Origin of the sequence: Halorubrum sp. Atlit-8R (genome assembly GCF_003666025.1) — an archaeon.
Classification (GTDB): Archaea; Halobacteriota; Halobacteria; order Halobacteriales; family Haloferacaceae; genus Halorubrum; species Halorubrum salinarum.
Genome location: NZ_QPLV01000001.1, coordinates 1,032,756 through 1,051,187, shown reverse-complemented (window position 1 = coordinate 1,051,187; position 18,432 = coordinate 1,032,756). Strand labels below are relative to the sequence as shown.

General features: G+C 71.2%; 19 protein-coding genes. 9 read left to right on the top strand and 10 right to left on the bottom strand.

Annotated elements, in window-relative coordinates; translation table 11 throughout:
* Positions 1-133 precede the first annotated feature (133 nt).
* The 3 genes from DVK05_RS05155 (at position 134) to DVK05_RS05145 (ending at position 3,238) form a co-directional block, all read left to right on the top strand.
* Positions 134-1,309: a sensor histidine kinase KdpD gene (locus DVK05_RS05155; RefSeq protein WP_121562312.1), complete on the top strand. Its 1,176-nt coding sequence runs from the start codon at positions 134-136 to the stop codon at positions 1,307-1,309.
* 67 nt (positions 1,310-1,376) lie between these two features.
* A complete protein-coding gene (locus DVK05_RS05150) occupies positions 1,377-1,874 on the top strand; it encodes a pyridoxamine 5'-phosphate oxidase family protein (protein ID WP_121562311.1) in 498 nt (165 codons plus the stop codon).
* Positions 1,875-1,957: 83 nt separating this feature from the next.
* Positions 1,958-3,238 (top strand): amidohydrolase, encoded by a 1,281-nt coding sequence (locus tag DVK05_RS05145; RefSeq protein ID WP_121562310.1) that lies wholly within the window; start codon positions 1,958-1,960, stop codon positions 3,236-3,238.
* 30 nt (positions 3,239-3,268) lie between these two features.
* Here DVK05_RS05145 and DVK05_RS05140 read toward each other — a convergent pair whose 3' ends face one another.
* Together DVK05_RS05140 and DVK05_RS05135 are read right to left on the bottom strand one after the other, a co-directional pair.
* Positions 3,269-3,733, bottom strand: a complete 465-nt coding sequence (locus tag DVK05_RS05140; RefSeq protein WP_121562309.1) for a Rieske 2Fe-2S domain-containing protein — start codon at positions 3,731-3,733, stop codon at positions 3,269-3,271.
* A 4-nt stretch (positions 3,734-3,737) separates the two neighbouring features.
* A complete protein-coding gene (locus DVK05_RS05135; protein ID WP_121562308.1) occupies positions 3,738-5,108 on the bottom strand; it encodes a geranylgeranyl reductase family protein in 1,371 nt (456 codons plus the stop codon).
* Between the two features lie 157 nt (positions 5,109-5,265).
* On the opposite strand from DVK05_RS05135, the gene fer reads away from it, so the two are divergent.
* Positions 5,266-6,066 carry a ferredoxin Fer gene (fer, locus tag DVK05_RS17735; RefSeq protein ID WP_121562307.1) on the top strand — a complete coding sequence of 267 codons (801 nt, stop codon included), beginning with the start codon at positions 5,266-5,268 and terminating at the stop codon, positions 6,064-6,066.
* Positions 6,067-6,103: 37 nt separating this feature from the next.
* Here fer and DVK05_RS05125 read toward each other — a convergent pair whose 3' ends face one another.
* From DVK05_RS05125 to DVK05_RS05105, 5 genes are all read right to left on the bottom strand, one after another.
* A complete protein-coding gene (locus DVK05_RS05125; RefSeq protein ID WP_121562306.1) occupies positions 6,104-7,195 on the bottom strand; it encodes an ABC transporter permease in 1,092 nt (363 codons plus the stop codon).
* Entirely contained in the window at positions 7,188-8,432 is a 1,245-nt protein-coding gene (locus tag DVK05_RS05120) for an ABC transporter permease (protein WP_121562305.1), read from the bottom strand. The genes DVK05_RS05125 and DVK05_RS05120 overlap by 8 nt, the downstream gene beginning before the upstream one ends.
* On the bottom strand, positions 8,429-10,051 hold the full coding sequence (locus DVK05_RS05115; protein WP_121562304.1) for an ABC transporter ATP-binding protein: 1,623 nt from the start codon (positions 10,049-10,051) through the stop codon (positions 8,429-8,431). Before DVK05_RS05115 ends, DVK05_RS05120 begins: the two co-directional genes overlap by 4 nt.
* Positions 10,052-10,183: 132 nt before the next feature.
* On the bottom strand, positions 10,184-11,365 hold the full coding sequence (locus DVK05_RS05110) for a BMP family protein (protein ID WP_121562303.1): 1,182 nt from the start codon (positions 11,363-11,365) through the stop codon (positions 10,184-10,186).
* Positions 11,366-11,570: 205 nt separating this feature from the next.
* Positions 11,571-13,103 (bottom strand): phosphomannomutase, encoded by a 1,533-nt coding sequence (locus DVK05_RS05105; RefSeq protein WP_121562302.1) that lies wholly within the window; start codon positions 13,101-13,103, stop codon positions 11,571-11,573.
* A 131-nt stretch (positions 13,104-13,234) separates the two neighbouring features.
* Here DVK05_RS05105 and DVK05_RS05100 point away from each other — a divergent pair, with 131 nt between their 5' ends.
* A complete protein-coding gene (locus DVK05_RS05100; RefSeq protein ID WP_121562301.1) occupies positions 13,235-13,513 on the top strand; it encodes an acylphosphatase in 279 nt (92 codons plus the stop codon).
* A 10-nt stretch (positions 13,514-13,523) separates the two neighbouring features.
* Here the strand turns inward: DVK05_RS05100 and DVK05_RS05095 are convergent, their stop codons facing one another.
* Positions 13,524-14,009 (bottom strand): hypothetical protein, encoded by a 486-nt coding sequence (locus DVK05_RS05095; protein ID WP_121562300.1) that lies wholly within the window; start codon positions 14,007-14,009, stop codon positions 13,524-13,526.
* A gap of 78 nt (positions 14,010-14,087) precedes the next feature.
* Positions 14,088-14,504, bottom strand: a complete 417-nt coding sequence (locus tag DVK05_RS05090; RefSeq protein ID WP_121562299.1) for a helix-turn-helix domain-containing protein — start codon at positions 14,502-14,504, stop codon at positions 14,088-14,090.
* Positions 14,505-14,573: 69 nt separating this feature from the next.
* On the opposite strand from DVK05_RS05090, the gene DVK05_RS05085 reads away from it, so the two are divergent.
* The gene (locus tag DVK05_RS05085; RefSeq protein ID WP_121562298.1) at positions 14,574-15,023 is read left to right on the top strand and encodes a DoxX family protein; all 450 of its coding nucleotides are present in this window, start codon (positions 14,574-14,576) and stop codon (positions 15,021-15,023) included.
* Positions 15,024-15,220: 197 nt separating this feature from the next.
* Complete coding sequence (locus tag DVK05_RS05080; protein WP_121562297.1) at positions 15,221-15,703, top strand: VOC family protein; 483 nt, start codon at positions 15,221-15,223, stop codon at positions 15,701-15,703.
* Between the two features lie 21 nt (positions 15,704-15,724).
* On the opposite strand, the gene DVK05_RS05075 is transcribed toward DVK05_RS05080, so the two are convergent.
* A complete protein-coding gene (locus tag DVK05_RS05075; RefSeq protein WP_121562462.1) occupies positions 15,725-16,171 on the bottom strand; it encodes an SRPBCC family protein in 447 nt (148 codons plus the stop codon).
* 540 nt (positions 16,172-16,711) lie between these two features.
* Here DVK05_RS05075 and DVK05_RS05070 point away from each other — a divergent pair.
* Together DVK05_RS05070 and DVK05_RS05065 are read left to right on the top strand one after the other, a co-directional pair.
* The gene (locus DVK05_RS05070) at positions 16,712-17,227 is read left to right on the top strand and encodes a CNNM domain-containing protein (RefSeq protein WP_121562296.1); all 516 of its coding nucleotides are present in this window, start codon (positions 16,712-16,714) and stop codon (positions 17,225-17,227) included.
* 109 nt (positions 17,228-17,336) lie between these two features.
* Positions 17,337-18,407, top strand: a complete 1,071-nt coding sequence (locus DVK05_RS05065; protein ID WP_121562295.1) for a succinylglutamate desuccinylase/aspartoacylase family protein — start codon at positions 17,337-17,339, stop codon at positions 18,405-18,407.
* Positions 18,408-18,432 lie beyond the last annotated feature (25 nt).

Here is an 18,432-nt window from a genome sequence, read left to right as displayed (position 1 = left end):
CGTCCGCGCCGCGGCGGTCGCGGCGTCGCGAGCCCGTCGACGGTCGACCGACTGCGGCGGGGCGACCGGTAGATTCCGGTCAGTGATAGCCGGGGGCCAACGGTTTTCACTCGGCGTTCCGTCCGGTCGCCCGATGGGCCGACGGTTCGACACGCGGGACGCTGGAGTGGATCGACTGCGGGAGCTGCTGGTGACGCTCGGCGTCGCCGACCCGGACTACGCGGCGGGGCGGCCGGACGCGGGGGCCACGCGGGCCGCGGCGGCGGCGTTCGTCTCCCTCACCGGGTTCGCGCTCCTCGTGCCGAACGTCACGCCGCTCGCGTCGGGCGGGGAGCCGCCGATCGGCGTCGCGCTCTCCGTGTTGGGGACGGTCCTCTCGGTCGCGCTCGTGGCGGTCGGGCCGCTCCTGTTCCGGAGCTCCTTCTCCACCCGGAACGCGGTCCGGATCGCGGTCTGGAACCTGTTCGGGATCGCGGTGCTCGGCGGCATCATGCTCGGCATCCTCCGGTATCAGGCGGCGCTCGGCTCGCCGTTCGTCGCGCCCACCTTCTCGGTCGCGAAGGTGCTCGCCATCGGCGCCGTCGCCCACGTGATCATCGGTGTCTACGATGCCCGGCGAGTCCGGGCGCAGCAGCTGGCGAAGGAGCAGCGGAAGCTCTCGGTGCTCAACCGCGTGCTCAGACACAACCTCCGCAACGAGACGACGGTGCTCGGCGGACACGCCGGCATCGTCGCCGAGGGGGCCGACGACCCCGACCTGCGGGAGTCGGCCGAGGCCGTCTCGCGCAGCGCGTCGGTTATCGGCGGGCTCGCGGAGGACGCCAAGCGGCTTCAGGCCGCCTTCGAGCGCTGCCCCGACGAGCGCGGGCCGGTCGACGTCGGCGACGTCGTCGCGGACGCCGCCGAAGCGGCCCGCGAGGCCGGCGCGGAGACGGTCGAGACCGACGTGGATCCCTGCGCCGCGTTGGCCGACGAGCGGCTGGCGACGGCGGTCGAGGAGCTGGCGACGAACGCGCCGGACCACGGCGCGAGCGAGGTCACCCTGTCGGCCCGGGAGCGCGACGGCGACGTCGAGATCGCCGTCAGCGACGACGGGCCGGGGATCCGGGAGACGGAGGGGCGCGTGATCACCGGCCGCGACCCGGAGACCCAGTTGGAACACGCGAGCGGGCTCGGCCTCTGGATCGTGCGCGCGACCGCCGACGCGTTCGACGGCTGGCTCTCCATCGAGACGACCCGCGCCGACGGAGACGGCCCGAGCGCCGACGAGACCGGGACGACGATCACCCTCGGCGTGCCGGCGGCCTGACGGTCGCCGGCCCGCGCTCCGCCGCGCGCGGCGGAACTGTTAGGCCGACCGCGACCGACCGATCGGTATGGACCCGACCGGCCCGTGGGACCGCGAGCGCGTCGACGAGTACCTCGCCGCCGCGCGCGTCCCGGTCCGGCTCGGCTGCCGCACGCCGAGCGACCGCCCGTGGATCGTCTCGCTGTGGTTCGCGTGGGACCCGGACGCGGGGGCCGATCGCGACGGAGACGGCGGTCCCGAAGCCCAGACCGGCGCGATCCGCTGCGCGACGAGCGCCAGCGCCGACCTCGTCGAGTTCGTCGAGCACGACAACCACGTCTCCTTCGACGTGTCGACGAACGACCCGCCGTACAAGGGGGTCCGCGGCCGCGGTCGCGCGACGGTCGTCCCGGACGAGGACAAGCGGCTCCTGCGGTCGCTCCTGACGAAGTACCTCGGCGGGACCGACAACCCGACCGCCGAACGGCTCCTGCGGCCCGAGCGCGACGAGGTCGAGATCCGGATCGAGCCCGAGCGGCTCCACGCCTGGGACTACTCGGAGCGCATGGAGACCCGGGAGGAGTGAGGCGACCGCGGGCGGTCGGCGGCGCGGCCCGCGTCGCTCTCCGCGAGGCGATCGTTTAAGCGGTCGCCGGGCCACCCGACGGTATGAGCGCTCTCGACAGCGACGAGTACCGCGCGTTCCGCCGCGACCTCCACCGCCACCCGGAGCCCGCGTGGCGCGAGTTCTACACCACCGCCCGCATCGTCGAGGAGCTCCGCGAGCGGGACCTGACGGCGCTCCACGTCGGCCCCGACGCGCTGGCGGGCGACGAGCGCCTGAACGTGCCGGACGACGAGGAGTTAGCGGAGTGGGAGGACCAGGCCCGCGAGGCGGGCGCCGCCCCCGAAATCGTCGACGAGCTCTCCGGAGGCTACACCGGCTGCGTCGCGGTCGCCGAGCGCGGCGACGGCCCCGTGGTCGGCCTCCGCGTCGACATCGACGGGCTCCCGATCACGGAGTCGGAGTCCGGCGACCACGTCCCGGCGGGCGAGGGGTTCCGCTCCGAGCACGAGGGGTTCATGCACGCCTGCGGCCACGACGCCCACGCGACGATGGGGCTCGGCGCGCTCGACGCGGTCCTCGACTCCGACTTCTCGGGCACGCTGAAGGTGTTCTTCCAGCCGGGCGAAGAGCAGGTCGCCGGCGGCAAGCCGATGGCCGAGTCGGGCCACCTCGACGACGTGGACTACCTCTACGCGGTCCACGTCGGCCTCGATCACCCGTCCGGCGAGGTCGTCTGCGGCGTCGAGGGGTTCCTCGCGGTGCGGCACTTCCTCGCGGAGTTCTCCGGCGAGCCCGCCCACGCCGGCGCGCGCCCCGAGCAGGGCCGGAACTCGGTCCAGGCGATGGCGGCCGCGATACAGAACCTCTACGCCATCCCGCGGCACGCCGACGGCCCCACGCGGGTCAACGCGGGGCTCGTCGGCGGCGGCACGGCGACGAACATCATCCCCGAGGAGTCGCACATCGAGGGCGAGCTGCGCGGGCAGACGACGGAGCTCGCCGAGTACATGTCCGACCACGCCGACCGGATCCTCGACTCGGCGGCGGAGATGCACGACTGCGAGGTCGAGGTGTCGACGCTCGGTGAGGCCCCCAGCGCGACGAGCGACGACGCGCTCGCCGGCCTCGTCCGCGAGTCCGCGGGCGACGTGGCGGGCGTCACGAGCATCGTCGACAGCGACGACCTCGGCGGCTCCGAGGACGCCACGTACCTGATGAACCGCGTCCAAGAGCAGGGCGGGCTCGCCTGCTACCTCGGCGTCGGCACCGACCACCCCGGCGGGCACCACACGAGCGACTTCGACGTGGTCGAGGCGGACATCGGGATCGGTATCGACGTGATCGCCGGCGCGATCCGGCGAGTCGCCGAAACGCGGCCGTAACGAGGCGGAGTCGACGGAGGGCGACGGCGGTCAGAACGTGAGGTGCGAACTCGACGCGGGCCCGTCGTCGTCGCCGTCGTCGTCCGGCAACCCCTCGTAGAGGTACGTGAGGTCGTCGTCGGTGAGGAACACCGCGCCGTCGCGGACCGCGATGTCGATCGACCGGAGCGTCGTCCCGGCGGCCTCGCCGTTGTCGCAGGACCCCTCGCAGGCGTCGAACGCCGAGCCGTGCTTCGGGCAGACGACCGAGCCGCCGCGCGTCACGGCGCCCACCTCCTCGCGGTGGAGCCGCTGGTCCTCGTGGGTACAGCGGTTGATCCACGCGCGGACGGGCTGTCCGTCACCGCCGCCGTCCGGCTCGTCGACCCCGCCGTCCGGCTCGTCGACGCAGGGCACGAGGAACACCTCACGGTCGGCGTCGCCCTCGCGGGCCGTGAACGCCCACGACCCCCGCTCGCGCACCGTCTCGACGGTAGTGAGTCGGTAGCCGGTCACGGGGTCAGTACTTCGCGTCGGCGCCGGTCGTCTCGTACACGCGGTCCATGATGGCGTCGCGCTCGCGGGTCCAGTTGGCCATCGCGGCCGGGCTCGTCGGGTACTCGTCGTAGTGGGCGATCAGCTCGTCGGCCAGCGACTTCGTCTGGTAGAAGTTCCGGATCGTCCCCCAGTAGCCGAACGACTTGATCGCGGCCTTCACCTTCAGCCCGAAGGACATCGAGGTCGACCCCTCGTACAGCGCCTCCGCGAGCTTCTCGCCCGGCAGCGACGCGAGGAGGCCCATCAGGTCGTCCACGTCGACCGCGGTCGAGAGGACGTTGTACACGTCGAGGCCGGCGTAGCGCCCGCCGAAGTGGTCCATGACGCGGGTGTTGTACCGCCAGAGGTTCTCCTCGCTCACGTCGCCGTCGGAGATGGCCTTCACCGCCTGCTCGCCGGCGTACTTGCCCGCGTACGCCGCGCCGGCGATGCCGCCGCCGGTCGTCGGGTTCACGTGGCCCGCGGCGTCGCCGACCGCCATGTAGCCGGGCGCGACCGCCGAGTCGTACGGCCGGCGGGTCGGCAGCGCGGCGCCGAGCTTGTCGCGCACCTCCGCGCCCTCGAACTCGGGGCGGTCCCGGAGGTCCCGCTTCAGCGACTCGACGAGCTGCATCGGCTCCTCCGTCATCTGGAAGCCGAGGCCGGCGTTGATCTCCGTCGCCGTCCGCGGGAAGTACCAGAGGTAGCCCGCCGCGCGGTCGGTCGCCTTGAACACGAGGGCGTCGTCCCACTCGACCGGCTCCGGCACGTCGACGATCTCGCGGTACGCCGAGCAGAACTGCGAGTACCGGACGTTCGTGTCGAAGGTCGTCCCCTCGAAGTCGGCCTTGTCCTGGAGCAGCGAGAGCGACCCGGCGCCGTCGATCACGACGTCCGCCGTGTACGTCTTCGGCTCCCCCTTTCGCACCGCGTGAATGCCCGTGACGCGGCCGGTGTCGTCCTGGAGCACGTCGTTGATGACGGTGTCGTAGTGGAAGTCGACGCCCGCGTCCTCGGCGCCGGCGATGATCTGACGGCCGTACTCCCAGCGGTCGATGACGGCGAGCTCGCCGGGGACCGGGATCTCCAGGACCGTGTCCTCCTGGGGGATCTCGAACCGACCGTGATCGACGCCGGTGTTCGTGAACGCGGGTTCGAGCCGCTCTTTCGGGATCGCCTCGGGGAAGGCGTCCGCGCCCTTCAGGGCGTCGCCGCAGGCGATGTGGCCGGCCTCCTCAGCGTCCTTCCGCTCGACGATGACGACGTCGAGCCCCTCGTTCGCGATCGTCGCGGCGGCGTAGCAGCCGGCGGTCCCGGCGCCCGCCACGACGACGTCGTACTCGTCGATATCCATTACCGGACCGTGTCGTGCCCCCGGCAAAACTCTTTGCTCCCGTTTCGGTCGCGTCGGAGGCGACGGATTTCGCGGGCGACCGCGACCCGAGGCGGGCGGCGCGGAGCCTAACTGTTCAGGCTCACCGTTTAACGGGCCGGAGACGGATGTCCATGGTATGGGTCACCTCGACCAGGTCGACGCCGACCGCCTCCGCGCGTGGCTCTCGGAGGTCCGGTCGTCGGAGGCGACCGCGGCGCTGATGGTCGCCGTCGCGTACGACCGGGGGATCGGCACGGCGGAGCTGGCATCGTGGTACGACCGCTCGGAGGAGTGGGTCGCGGAGACGATCGAAGCCCTCGACTCGCCGGGCTTCGTCTCGACCGTCGCCCGCCTCGAAGGGGTCGACATCGAGGCGGTCGCCGACGAGTCGAACCTCGCGCCCGCGACGGTCCGCGACTGGTTCGACGACCTCGCGAGCGAGCCGGTCCCGAAGGCGGCCGACGTGGTCCGCCGGTACGCCGAGGGGTCGGTCGAACCGGTTCGGAGCGGGACGCCCTCGACCGTCTACCACCTCGACAGGGCCGTCGTCGACGAGCGCGGGTGGTCGATCGACGACGACGACCTGTTCGCGAAGGCCGCCGAGGCCGACCTCGACCTCCCGGAGTACGGGCGTTTCCTCGTCGAGCCCGGCGAGTCGATCCTCGAGGCGGCGGAGCGCGGCGGCCGCTCGTGGCCGTACGCCTGCCGCGGCGGCGCCTGCTCGAACTGCGCCGTGATCGTCGTCGAGGGCGACGTGGCAATGCCGGGACAGTCGATCCTCTCGGACGAGCAGATCCGGACGGCGAACGCCCGCCTCTCCTGCGTCGGCGTCCCGATCACCGACGAGGTCAAGGTCGTCACCGGCGTCGGCGACGCGGAGGACTTCGCCGACCTGCGCCTGCCGTCGCCGGCCGACGAGGCGGGGGCGTCGGACTGACGCGGCGGCGGAGCGGCGGCCTCCCGAGCGCCGCCGATTACTCCTCTGTCTCGTAGTGTTCGCCCGCCGCCTCCGGGAGCCGCGTCCGGCCGACCAAGGCGAGCACGAGGATGACGACCACGAACGGCGTGATCCGGATGAGCTGGCGGGGGACGCCGATCCCCTGGGTCTGGAGGACCGTCTGGAGCGCGTCCAGCCCGGCGAACAGCATCGTCGAGAAGAACGTCCCGACCGGGTTGTAGTTGCCGAACAGGTACGCGACGATGGCGATGAACCCCTTCCCGTTGACCATCGTCGGGCCGTTCCCGGTGAACTGGCCGAGGTCGAGCGACAGCGCCGCGCCGCCCATCCCGGCGAGCACCCCCGAGATCAGCACCGCCGCGTAGCGGACGCGCGTGACGCTCACGCCGGCGGTGTCGAGGGCCTTCGGGTTCTCACCGCTCGCGCGGATCCACCGGCCGAACGCCGTCCGCTCGAACACGTACCAGGACCCGGCGACGGCGACGAACAGCATGTACACCGACGGCGACGCCGAGAACAGCGCGCCGAAGAACGGGATATCGGCGAGGACCGGCACCGATATCGACCCCGTCGTCGCCACGGTCGGGGAGTTCGGGCTCCCGTAGAACACCTGGGAGGCGAATGGGGCGAGCCCGAGCGCGATGAGCCACACCGCGAGCCCGGCGATGATCTGGTCGGCCCGGAAGCCGATCGTCACGACGGCGAACAGCGCCGCGAGCAGCGTGCTCGCGACGACGCCGCCCGCGTAGCCGACCCAGACCCCGCCCGTGATGTCGGCGACGTAGATGGCGCTGAACGCCGAGATGATCAACAGCCCCTCCAGTCCGATGTTGATCACGCCCGACTTCTCGGCGAAGATCCCGCCGAGGGCCGCGAATGCGATGGGGACCGAGAGGCGCAGCGCCGACGCGAGCGTGAACCGGCTCGTGAGCGCGTCCGCGAGCGTCCCGGCGATCGAGTCCGGGAAGGCCAGCCCGGCGAGCAGCAGCGCGACGATCCCGACGACCGTGACGCCGGCGACGAGCGCGCGGGTCGAGTACCGCTCCAGGATCGACTCCGGCTCGGCGCTCCGCCCGGCCGCCGACCCGTCCGCGGCCGCGTCACTCATCGGCCTCACCCCCGTCGACCGGCACGCCGCCGTCGGTCGCGGCCGACTCCGGGCCCCGGCCGATCCCCGGGAGCCCCCGGGCGAGCAGCCGGAAGAACTCCGGCATCGCCACGAACAGGATGATGAGTCCCCGGAGGACGCCGACCAGCTGCGGCGGCACGTCCGTCGCGAACTGGACGACCGTCGTCCCGCTCTTCAGCACGCCGAAAAGCAGCGCGGCGATCCCGACGCCGAGCGGGTTGTTGCCCGCGAGGATCGAGACGGTGATCCCGTCGAAGCCGTACGAGGGGATCCCGGTCTGGAACGTGCCGAGCACCATCATCACGTACATCGCGCCGGCGATGCCGCCGAGCGCGCCCGACAGCGTCAGGCTCGCGACGACGGTGCGCTCGGCGTCGACCCCGCCGTACTCGGCCGCCTCCGGCTGGACGCCGCTCGTCCGGACGTCGTACCCGAACGCCGTGTGTTCGAGGAGGTAGTACAGCGCGCCGAGCGCGAGGAGCCCGAACACGAGCGCGACCAGCGAGAAGTCCTGTCGCGCGCCGAACAGCACCGCCGGGAACTGCGCGAACTCCGGGAGTGGGACCGTCTGGTTGGCGGCGCTCTCGGGGTCCTTGAACACGCCGCTGACCAGGTACAGCGCGACGCCGGTCGCGATGAAGTTGAGCATGATCGTCGTGATCACCTCGTTGGCGTCGGCGTACGCCTTCAACAGGCCGGGGATCGCGCCGTAGAGGCCGCCGAACACCGCTCCGACGAGCAGGCCGAACGGGATCAACACGACCGTCCCGACCACGCCGGACACGAACGAGGACGCCCAGAGGACACCGAGCGCGGTCGCGAGCGCACCGACGACGAGCTGCCCCTGCGTCCCGATGTTGAAGATCCCGGCGCGGAACGCCAGGGCGACCGAGAGGCCGGTGAAGATCAGGAGCGTCGTCTCGCGGAGCGTGACCGCGAACTGCCCGTTCGGCGACCACCCGCCGCTGAAGGGGTCGCCGAGTGCGCCGAGGAAGAGGCGGTCGAACACCGCTATCGGGTCGTAACAGAACCCGGTCCCGAAGTAGTACACCGCCTCGCCGGCGGTACACGTCGTCATGCGTCCGGCGACGAGCACCAGCACCGCGCCGATGAGCACGGAGAGGACGAGCGCGGCGGTGCTGATCAGGATCCGTTCGGTCCCGGACGCCGTGGCGAGCCGGGAGAGCACGTCGCGGGCGCGGTCGGCGACGCTCACGCCCGGTCACCTGCCGGATCGACCGCGTCGACCGCCGCCTCGTCGTCCGCCGCGTCCGCCCCGTCGGGCGGCGACGAGGGGTCCGGGTCGCCGTCGGCGCGCTCGCCGGGTCGCTCCCCGGCCATCAGGAGTCCGAGCTCCTCTTCGGTCGTCTCGTCGGGGTCGACCACGTCGATGAACTCCCCCTCGTAGATGACCGCCAGCCGGTCGGAGAGCCCCTGGACCTCCTCCAGCTTCGAGGAGACGAGGAGGACCGCCACGCCCTGCCGGCGGAGCTCCAGCAGCCGCTCGTGGATGAACTCGATCGAGCCGATGTCGACGCCGCGCGTCGGGTGCGAGGCGACGACCAGCTCCGGGTCGCGCTCGAACTCCCGGCCGACGATGAACTTCTGCTGGTTGCCGCCCGAGAGCGACTCTGCGTCCGCGTCGGCGTCCGGCGGGCGAACGTCGTACTCGTCGATGATCGCCTCCGCGTGGTCGCGCGTCGTCGGCCAGTCGACCCGGCCGTTGGCGGCGAAGTCGGGGTCGTGCTGGCTCCCCAACAGCCCGTTCTCGACGAGGTCGAACTCCATCACCAGCCCGCGCTCCTGCCGGTCCTCGGGGACGTACGCCATCCCGGCGTCGATCCGGTCGCGCCGCGAGGCGGTCGTCACGTCCTCGCCCAGGAAGCGGATCTCGCCCGCGTCGACCGACTGGAGCCCGGTCACCGCTTCGACCAGCTCCGTCTGTCCGTTGCCGTCCACGCCCGCGATCCCGAACACCTCGCCGCCGCGCACGTCGAAGGAGACGCCGTCGACCGCTCGGACCCCGCGGTCGTCCTCGACGACCACATCCGAGACCGACGCGACGACGTCCCCGGTCTCCGCGGCGCCGCGGTCGACGTCCATGAGCACCTCGCGGCCGACCATCAGCTCCGCGAGCTCCTCCTGGCTGGTCGCGTCCGCGGCGACGGTCCCGACCTTCCGGCCGTCCCGGAGGACCGAGATCTCGTCGGCGGCGCGCATCGCCTCGCCGAGCTTGTGGGTGATGAAGATGATCGTCTTGCCCTGCGCCGTCAGCTCTTCTAACACCTCGAACAGCTCGTTGACCTCCTGTGGCGTCAACACGGCGGTGGGCTCGTCGAGAATGAGCGTGTCGGCGCCCCGGTACAGCGCCTTCAGGATCTCGACGCGCTGTTGCTCCCCGACCGAGACGTCTTCGATCCGCGCGTCCGGATCCACGTCGAAGCCGTACCGGTCGGCGAGGTCGGCCACGGCCTCTCGGGCCGCCTCCCGGTCGACGGCGAGGCCGCCCCACTTCCGCGGCTCGCTCCCGAGCGTGATGTTCTCGGTGACGGTCATCGGGTCGACGAGCATGAAGTGCTGGTGGATCATTCCGATCCCGGCGTCGATCGCGTCCCGCGGCGAGCCGAACGCCTGCGGTTCGCCGTCGAGCCGGACCGTTCCCGACGTCGGCTCGTAGAGGCCGTAAAGGACGTTCATCAGCGTCGTCTTCCCGGCCCCGTTCTCACCGAGAAGGGCGTGGACGGTGCCGCGTTCGACCTCGAGGTCGACGTCGTCGTTCGCGACGACGCCGGGGAACCGCTTGGTTATCCCGTCGAGGTGGACGGCTGTGGCCATTGGTCTACTTCCCTCTGGTTCGAGGGTGGCTGAATATGTTTGGATATGATTCGGTCCCCGCGGCGCGCCGACCGGTCGGAGCGCCGACAGTATCCGGCGCGGCGGCGCGCGGGCGACTCCCGTCGAGGGGCCTTACAGCTCCGAGGGGACGTCGATGTCGCCGGCGATGATGTTCTCGCGGGCGGTCGCGACCTCCTCGGTGACGTCGTCGGGGATCTCGGAGCCGAGCTGGTCACCGTAGACCAGCGCGACGCCGTCGTTGTCGAGCCCGAGGGCGACGTTCGAGCCGCCGGGGAACTCGTCGTCGACGGTCGCCTCGATCGCGTTGTACACCGCGGTGTCGACGCGCTTGACCATGCTGCCGAGGATGACGTCGGCGTAGTCCGGGCGCGTGACCGACTGGTCGCGGTCGACGCCGATCGCGAACTTCCCCTGCTCCTGGGCGGCCTGGAAGACGCCGGTGCCGGTGTTACCCGCGGCGTGGTAGACGATGTCCGCGCCGCTGTTGTACATCGAGGTCGCCGCCTCGCGGCCGGCGGCCGGGTCGTTGAAGCTGCCGGTGTAGTTGACGCTGACGTCGACGTCGTCGTTGCCCGCCGAGACGCCCGCCTCGAAGCCGGCCTGGAACTTCTGGATCAGGTCGGACTCGACGCCGCCGACGAACCCGAGGTTCGTCGAGTCGCCCTGGGTGGAGCCGGCGCCGGCCGAGAACGAGCGCGTCGTGAGCAGGCTCGCCATCAGGCCCGCGAGGTACGACCCCTCGTGCTCCCGGAACGTGTAGCTCGCGACGTTGTCCGCGTCGACGACCGAGTCGACGATCATGAAGTCCTGGTCGGGGTACGACGACGCGGTGTCGGTGAGCGAGTCCGCCTGGAGGAACCCGATACAGCACACCAGGTCGTAGTCCGGGTCGCTGGAGTTCGCGAACTGCTGCTGGAAGGTGCTGAACTGCGCCACCTCGTCAGGCTGGGCCTCGCGGAAGGAGATCCCCAGCTCCTCTTCGGCCTCGATCGCGCCCTGCTGGGCCTGGTCGTTGAACGACCCGTCGCCGAGGCCGCCGGTCGCGTACACCATCCCGATGTTCGCCGCCGGACCGCTCCCGCCGTCGGAGCCGTCGTCGCCGTCGGACCCATCGGACCCGTCGGAGCCGTCAGACCCGTCAGAGCCGTCGGACCCGTCCGAACCGTCGGATCCGTCTGACCCGTCAGACCCGTCAGACCCGTCGCTCGGACCGCCGCTACATCCGGCGAGGCCGATCAGGCCCGCCGCGCTTGCCGCCTTGATGAACCGCCGCCGTTCGAAGTCGGATGCCATCTCACTACTAACCCCGTCGGAACGGGGCATAAATTCGTCGTTCCCCCGACGCGGCCGTCACACGTTCGTGCGGACGTACGGAGCGAACCCGGCGGAATCGACCCCGGTATCGACGGGTTCGATCCACGAACCCGAATCTCTCACGGTCGTAAACGGCCCGCAGTCGCGGGGTCTCGATCGGGAACGCCACCGGCGACGCGAGGACTCAGGCCGCCGCGACCGCGTCCTCGACGACGCCCTCGACCTCGGCGACCAGCGCGTCGACCTCGTCGCTCTCGGCGTACACCCGGACGTACGGCTCCGTCCCGGAGGGGCGGACCAGCGTCCACGAGGCGTCGTCGAACTCCAGCCGGACCCCGTGGTCGGTGTCGACCGCGGCCTCGGGGAACGCCTCCGGCAGCGCCGTCTCCAGTCGGTCCATCACGCCGCCCTTCGCGTCGTCGGGGCACGAGACGCTCACCTTCCGGTACGGGCGCTCCGTGATCGGCGCTCGGAGCGCGTCGAGCCCCTCGTCGGCGACGAGGCGGGCGATCACCGCCGCGGAGGTGACGCCGTCGATCCACCCGCCGAAGGCGACGTGAATGTGCTTCCACGGCTCGGCCGCGAAGACGACGCGCGTGTCGGCGCCGACCTCGCCCGCGGCGCCGGCCTCGCCCACCGCGCCCGCCTCGCCGAGGGCGCCGGCGTCCGTGGCCGACTCCCGCACGGCGGCGATCCCCTCGTGGAGCGCGCCGAGGCGCACGCGCTCGACCCGGCCGCCCGCCTCGCGGACGCGCTCGTCGATGCGGCCCGAGGCGTTCGGCGTCGTCACGACGACGGGGTCCGCCGCGTCGCTCGTGCGGGTGTACCGCTCCGCGAGGAGCGCGAGGACCGTGTCCTCGTGGACGACCTCGCCGTCCGCGTCGACGATCACGATCCGGTCGGCGTCCCCGTCGTGACCGATGCCGAAGGCGAACCCCTCCGTCTCTCCCGAGCCGTCGCCCTCACCGGACTCGCCGGCCGTCGGTCTGCCCGGGTTCTCGACGCCCTCGTTTGCGTCGGCGACGAACGCCCGCAGGTCGGCGAGCGTCTCCGGGGTCGGCTTGCTCCCGCGGCCGGGGAAGTGGCCGTCGACGTTGCCGTTGAGCGTGACCACGTCGGCGCCCAGTTCGCGGAGGACGGCCGGCGTCGCGGGCGCGCTCATCCCGTTCCCGCAGTCGACCGCGACGCGGAGCCCGTCGAGGGGCGCGCCGAAGCCGGCGGCGTACTCGCGCACGGCGTCGAGGTAGTCCCCGAGCGGGTCGGTCCGGACCGCCTCGGTCCAGTCGTCCCACGGGGCGACCGCCTCCTCGTCGGCGACCCGCGCCTCGACGGCGCGCTCCGCGTCGCGGTCGAACTCGACGCCGTCGCGGAACAGCTTGATCCCGTTGTCGGTCGGCGGGTTGTGCGACGCCGTGAGCATCACGCCGTACCGACCGCGCGAGGCGTACGCGAGCGCCGGCGTCGGCAGTCGCCCGGCGCGGCGCACGTCGACGCCGCCCGCCGACAGCCCGGCCTCCATCGCCGCGGCGAGCGCCGGGCCGGTCACCCGCCCGTCGCGGGCGAGCACGACCGTCGACTCGGGGGTCGACCCCGCGGGCGACCCCTCGGCTCGGCTGCGTATCTCGGCGGCCACGGCTCGCCCGACGGCGAGCGCGAGCGCCGGCGTGACACGGTCCTCGACGCCGCCGCGTATCCCGGCGGTTCCGAACAGGTCCATGTCGACCCCGTCGGCGCCCGGGAGTTAGTAGGCGTCGGTTGCGGGCGCGAGGTCGACCCGCCGGGAGCCGACCCGCTGTGAGCCGGCCGCCGGCGGGCCGTTTAACACGACGGCGGGCGCACCACCGACCGATGACCGACCGCGTTCGCGCGCACGTCTTCGTCTCGGGCAGGGTTCAGGGCGTCTACTACCGGGCGACCACCCGCGACACGGCCCGCGAGAAGGGCGTCGACGGCTGGGTGCGGAACCTGGAGGACGGCCGGGTCGAGGCCGTCTTCGAGGGGCCGGAGGGCGACGTCCGCGACATGGTCGCGTGGTGCGAGACGGGGAGCCGGGCCGCCGAGGTCGACGACGTGGGCGCCGAGTACGGCGAGCCGGAGGGGATCGAGGGGTTCGAGGTCAGGTGGTGACGCGGCCCGGTCAGTCGTCGTCCGCGGCCGCCGCGGTGCCGGCGGCGTCGACGCCGGACCGCTCGCGCACGCCCAATTCCTCCAGCGCGCGCAACACGACGACGGCCTCGACCACGTCGCGCTCCTCGGTGTAGGGGTCGTCGACCGCGTCGAGGGTGGCCTCGGCCTCGCGGGACAGGCGGGCCTCCAGCTCGGTCTGGTCGGTCTCCGCCTTCGTCGCCGACAGCAGCGCCTCGTGGTCCTCGCGGAGGTCGAGCGAGACGTGCGCGGCGTTGCACCGCGAGAGCGGGTGCGTGTCCATCTCGATCGCGAGGTCGCTCACGAGGTCCCAGTCGTCGGCGCAGAAGCGGAGCGTGACGGTGCCGACCACGTCGCGCCAGGCTATCGGCTCCCCGTTCTCCATGAGGCGGAGCGCCCGCGGCGGCACGGCGATCCGGGTGTGGGTGTCGTCCCGGCCGCACAGGCAACAGGGGGTGTTCTTCAGTCCGGCGTACACGCAGACCTATACGCGCCGCAGAAGGGTGTGCGTTTCGGCGGCGGAACGCTCGGACGCCCCGATCACTCTACGTCTCGACTACGCCTCGCACTCGGCGAGCCACTCGTGGGCCCACGAGTCGATCTCCTCGAAGACGGGGGCGAGCGACTCGCCCTTGTCGGTCAGGCTGTAGTACGTCGCCACGGGCGAGTCCTCCTCTAACCGCCGGTCGACGAAGCCGGTCTCCTGGAGGTCGTCGAGCACGCGCGAGAGGGTCCGCGCGTTCGCGTCGGTCTCGCGCTTGAGTTCGTTGAACCGCGCCTCGCCGTTCAACAGCTCGTGGAGGACGACGAGCCGCCACTGCGATCCGATCTGCTCGATCGAGTCGATGACGGGGCACGGGGTCTCGGGCGCCGTCGCCTCGGTCGTCGCCGCCTCGGTCGTCGCGTCGGGGCTCGATTCCGTCGTCTCCGCCGCCTCAGCCGACTCCGCCGCCGAGAGATCCTGTGATGACATCGGTGTTACCTACTAACCCAATTGTCCGGGAAGCGATAAATAGGTTACGTCCGTATAGCAGGTTACACGATGTTAGCTGAATTCGCGACGATACCGCTCCAGTTCGACGCCCCGTTCTCGGGCGAACTCTTCCTGCTCGGCCGGATCCTGTTCGGCGCGACGCTCGCGTTCATGGGGCTCAACCACTTCATGGACCTCGAAACGATGGCCGGCTACGCCGAATTCAACGGCCTCCCGGCGCCGAAGTTCTCCGTCATCGCCTCCGGCGCCGTCCTCGTGCTCGGCGGCGTCGCCGTGGTCGCCGGCGCGTTCCCGGTCGTCGCGGCCGGCGCGCTCGCCTTCTTCCTCCTCGTCTCCGCCGTGACGATGCACGACTTCTGGTCGATGGACGACCCCGAGGAGAAGCAGAACGAGATGACGAGCTTCCTGAAGAACGTCTACGGCGCCGGCGCGGCGCTCGCGCTGCTCGCCGTCGGCGGCACCGCGTGGCCGTACGCGGTCGGCGTCGGCCTGTTCTGAGCCGCCGGGGGACCTGACCCCGACGACGCATCGACGCGCGACCACCGCGCACACAAAGTGCTACCACCGCACACGCGCAGTGCGGTCGACGAAAACACCTTTTCGAAATTCCGTCCGGCGACCAGCCGAGTCGTCGGGGCGGCCGACGCCGTCGCCAGTACGACTAACTGTGCTCCCGACGACTGTTCGCACAGACCATGACCGACGCGCCGCCGACGACCGGACTCCACCACGTCACGAACATCTGTACCGACATCGAGGAGACCACCGCGTTCTACGAGGACGTCCTCGGGTGGCACACGGTGAAGCGGACCCAGAACTACGACGACCCCGGGACCCCGCACTACTACTACTCGCCGACGCCCGAGGGGGAGCCGGGGACCAACGTCACCTACTTCGAGTACCCCGACTCGCAGGGGGCGCCCGGCCCGGGCGCGAGCCACCACTTCGCGTTCGGCGTGGAGGACGAGGAGACGCTCCGCGAGTGGCAGGACCACCTCGAAACGCACGACGTCGAGGTCTCCGAGGTGAAAGACCGCACCTACTTCAAGAGCATCTACTTCACCGACCCCGACGGGCTCGTCTTCGAGCTGGCGACGCAGGGGCCGGGCTTCACCCGCGACGAGGACGAGCCCGGCAGCGAGGTCATCGACCCCTTCGAGAAGGGGTACGAGAACTGAGACGCCCGGTCGCCGCCCGGCTCACTCGCCCTCCACCAACGCCGCGAACCGGTCGAGCGCGCGCCGGCAGACGGGCACGTACGGCGCCGCGAGCAGCGGGACCTCGATCACCGCCCGACACCGGTCCGGGTCTTCGGGGTACCGCTCGACACGGTGACCCGTGGCGGGTATCCCGGCGACCTCCCAGTCCCACCGGAGGCGCGTCGCCGACGACACCCTGAACGGGACCCACGCGCCGGCGACCCGAACCCGGCCGGTCGTCCCGGTCTCGACGTACCGGTCGGAGCTCTCGACGCCGCTAACGGACGGGCTCCACTCGGGCCATCGCCGCGTGTCGCGGAGCGCCGTCGCCGTGGCCGCCGGCGGCGCGGCGACGTCGCGACCGACCGCGAGCGTCGCGCCCTCCCGGACCAGCGACCCGCCGTCGCCGCGGTCGACGCTCCCGGGCGCGTCGCGATTTCCGAACACGTCGATTCCTCCGCGGTCCGTCCCCCTCATCGCTGCGGCCGCCCGAGATGATCGAAACGTTCGGTCGCTTCTACGTCGTCGAACCGACTATTTTCCGAGGTACGTCCAGAGATCCGACCGGCGATCTCACGCGGATATTAATACCTAATATGGTATCAGGACTCATTATCTCTTTCCACGAAGGGTTAATACGGGGTTCCGGGCTATCGCAGGTCAATATGGCAAGTGATCGCGACACCATGAAAGACGTCTCGCACACCGCACCGAACGACACATCTGCCGACGGCGTCTGGGAGCGAGGACGAGGAGCCGTCGAGGAAGAGGAAGAAGAGGAGTAACGCCGACCGCCGTTTCTCGCCGGACGCACCGGCGCCGATCAGCTCTCGACCGGAGAGCCACGCGGCCGTCACTTCCCCGTTTTCGTCGCCTTTGTCGCCACCCTGTATTCGACGCCACCGTCGCCTCCCCGCGTTCGCCGTCCCCGTCGCGTCGGGGGGCTTCCGTCGACACGCTCTTTGACCTGCTTCCTCCACACGAGGCATGGTCGGAGCCGCACTCGGCGTGATCGGTGTCGCAGCGGTGATCGTGTTGCTGGGACTGAGCGCCTTCTTCTCCAGTTCCGAGACCGCCATCTTCTCGCTGCCGGCCGAGTGGTTCGATCGACAGGCGTCCACGGGCGACCCGCGAGGGGCCGTCCTGAAGGAGCTCCACGACGACCCCCACCGGCTCCTCGTGACGCTCCTCGTCGGGAACAACGTCGTCAACATCGCCATTTCGAGCATCGTGACGGTCCTCGTCGCGAGCTACCTCCCGTCGGGGGCGACGGTGGTGGTGACGACGCTGTGTACGAGCTTCCTCGTCCTCGTCTTCGGCGAGATCGTCCCGAAGGCCTTCGGGCTCGGCAACGCGGAGTCGTGGTCGCTGCGCATCGCGTCGCCGGTCCGGCTCGTCGAGCGCGTCCTCTCGCCGCTCATCACGCTGTTCGACGGGATCACCCGCCGGATGAACGCGTACATCAGCGGCGACGCGAACATCGAGAAGCCGTACACCGACTGACCCGCCGCCGGCCGACGGTCGGCGGTTGATCCCGGCCTCCCCCGGAATCTCCCGGAACCCCGACTGACGCGACCCGAGCGGTTATCCGTCCGTCGCGTGACCGCGACGTATGACCGACCCGCGACCGGAACGAGAGCCGGAGCCGTTCCGGTACGACGCCGTCGTCGACCCGGGCGAGAAGCGACACGTCCGCTACGAGGTCGGCGAGACCTACCTCGGCGACCCGATCGAGATGCCGGTGACGATCGTCAACGGCGAGGCGGGCGGGCCGACGCTGTTCCTCTCCGCCGGGATCCACGGCGACGAGCTCAACGGCGTGAAGGTGGTCCAGGAGGTCGCCGACCGGTACGGCCCCGCCGACGTCCACGGGACGCTGGTCTGCCTCCACGTCTGTAACGTGCCCGCCTACGAGGCGCAGCGGCGCGACACGCCGATCTACGACCAGGACATGAACCGGTCGTTCCCGGGTAAGGAGCGGTCGAACACCACCGAGCGGATGGCAAACAGGGTCTACCGGCGGTTCGTCGCGGAGTGCGACCTCGGGCTCGACTTCCACACCTCCACCCGGAACCGGACCACGATCTACCACGCCCGCGCCGACCTCGACGACCCCGGCGTCCGGCGGCTCGCCAGGGCGTTCGCGACGAACGTTGTGCTGTACGGGACCGGCGACGAGGGGTCGCTCCGCTCGACGGCGACCGCGGACGGGATCCCGACGGTGACCGTCGAGATGGGGCGCGCCCACCGGTTCCAGCCGGTGCTCATCGAGAAGGCCTTGGAGGGCGTCGAGAGCGTCCTCTCGGAGTACGGGATGACGCCCGGCGAGCCGGTCCACTGGCCGGGGTGGTACCTGTCGACCGCCGCCGACAGCACGAAGCGCTGGCTCCGCGCCGACAGCGGCGGGCTCGTCGAGATGGAGTGGGGCCCGTACCCGCTCGTCTACGAGGGGGAGACGATCTGTACGATCACGAACCACTTCAAGACGGAGGAGCGCGCGGTGGAGGCGCCCTTCGACGGCCTGATCCTCGGATCGCTGGAGAACCCGGTCGCCGCCCCAGGCCACCCGCTCTGTCACGTCGTCCGGCTCGACGCGGAGACGCGCCGGGAGATCGAGCGCGAGATCGACGGGGGCGAGTTCGACGGCTACCGCGCCCACGGCGACGCGTGGAGCGACGACTGACAGATGGGGTGAGGGGTCGCCGCCG

What these genes read in the sequence shown, in the direction of transcription:
- DVK05_RS05155 (WP_121562312.1), top strand. Translation starts at nt 134, where the DNA reads ATGGGCCGACGGTTCGACACGCGGGACGCTGGAGTGGATCGACTGCGG.
- DVK05_RS05150 (WP_121562311.1), top strand. Translation starts at nt 1,377, where the DNA reads ATGGACCCGACCGGCCCGTGGGACCGCGAGCGCGTCGACGAGTACCTC.
- DVK05_RS05145 (WP_121562310.1), top strand. Translation starts at nt 1,958, where the DNA reads ATGAGCGCTCTCGACAGCGACGAGTACCGCGCGTTCCGCCGCGACCTC.
- DVK05_RS05135 (WP_121562308.1), bottom strand. Translation starts at nt 5,108, where the DNA reads ATGGATATCGACGAGTACGACGTCGTCGTGGCGGGCGCCGGGACCGCC.
- fer (WP_121562307.1), top strand. Translation starts at nt 5,266, where the DNA reads ATGGGTCACCTCGACCAGGTCGACGCCGACCGCCTCCGCGCGTGGCTC.
- DVK05_RS05125 (WP_121562306.1), bottom strand. Translation starts at nt 7,195, where the DNA reads ATGAGTGACGCGGCCGCGGACGGGTCGGCGGCCGGGCGGAGCGCCGAG.
- DVK05_RS05115 (WP_121562304.1), bottom strand. Translation starts at nt 10,051, where the DNA reads ATGGCCACAGCCGTCCACCTCGACGGGATAACCAAGCGGTTCCCCGGC.
- DVK05_RS05110 (WP_121562303.1), bottom strand. Translation starts at nt 11,365, where the DNA reads ATGGCATCCGACTTCGAACGGCGGCGGTTCATCAAGGCGGCAAGCGCG.
- DVK05_RS05105 (WP_121562302.1), bottom strand. Translation starts at nt 13,103, where the DNA reads ATGGACCTGTTCGGAACCGCCGGGATACGCGGCGGCGTCGAGGACCGT.
- DVK05_RS05100 (WP_121562301.1), top strand. Translation starts at nt 13,235, where the DNA reads ATGACCGACCGCGTTCGCGCGCACGTCTTCGTCTCGGGCAGGGTTCAG.
- DVK05_RS05090 (WP_121562299.1), bottom strand. Translation starts at nt 14,504, where the DNA reads ATGTCATCACAGGATCTCTCGGCGGCGGAGTCGGCTGAGGCGGCGGAG.
- DVK05_RS05085 (WP_121562298.1), top strand. Translation starts at nt 14,574, where the DNA reads ATGTTAGCTGAATTCGCGACGATACCGCTCCAGTTCGACGCCCCGTTC.
- DVK05_RS05080 (WP_121562297.1), top strand. Translation starts at nt 15,221, where the DNA reads ATGACCGACGCGCCGCCGACGACCGGACTCCACCACGTCACGAACATC.
- DVK05_RS05070 (WP_121562296.1), top strand. Translation starts at nt 16,712, where the DNA reads ATGGTCGGAGCCGCACTCGGCGTGATCGGTGTCGCAGCGGTGATCGTG.
- DVK05_RS05065 (WP_121562295.1), top strand. Translation starts at nt 17,337, where the DNA reads ATGACCGACCCGCGACCGGAACGAGAGCCGGAGCCGTTCCGGTACGAC.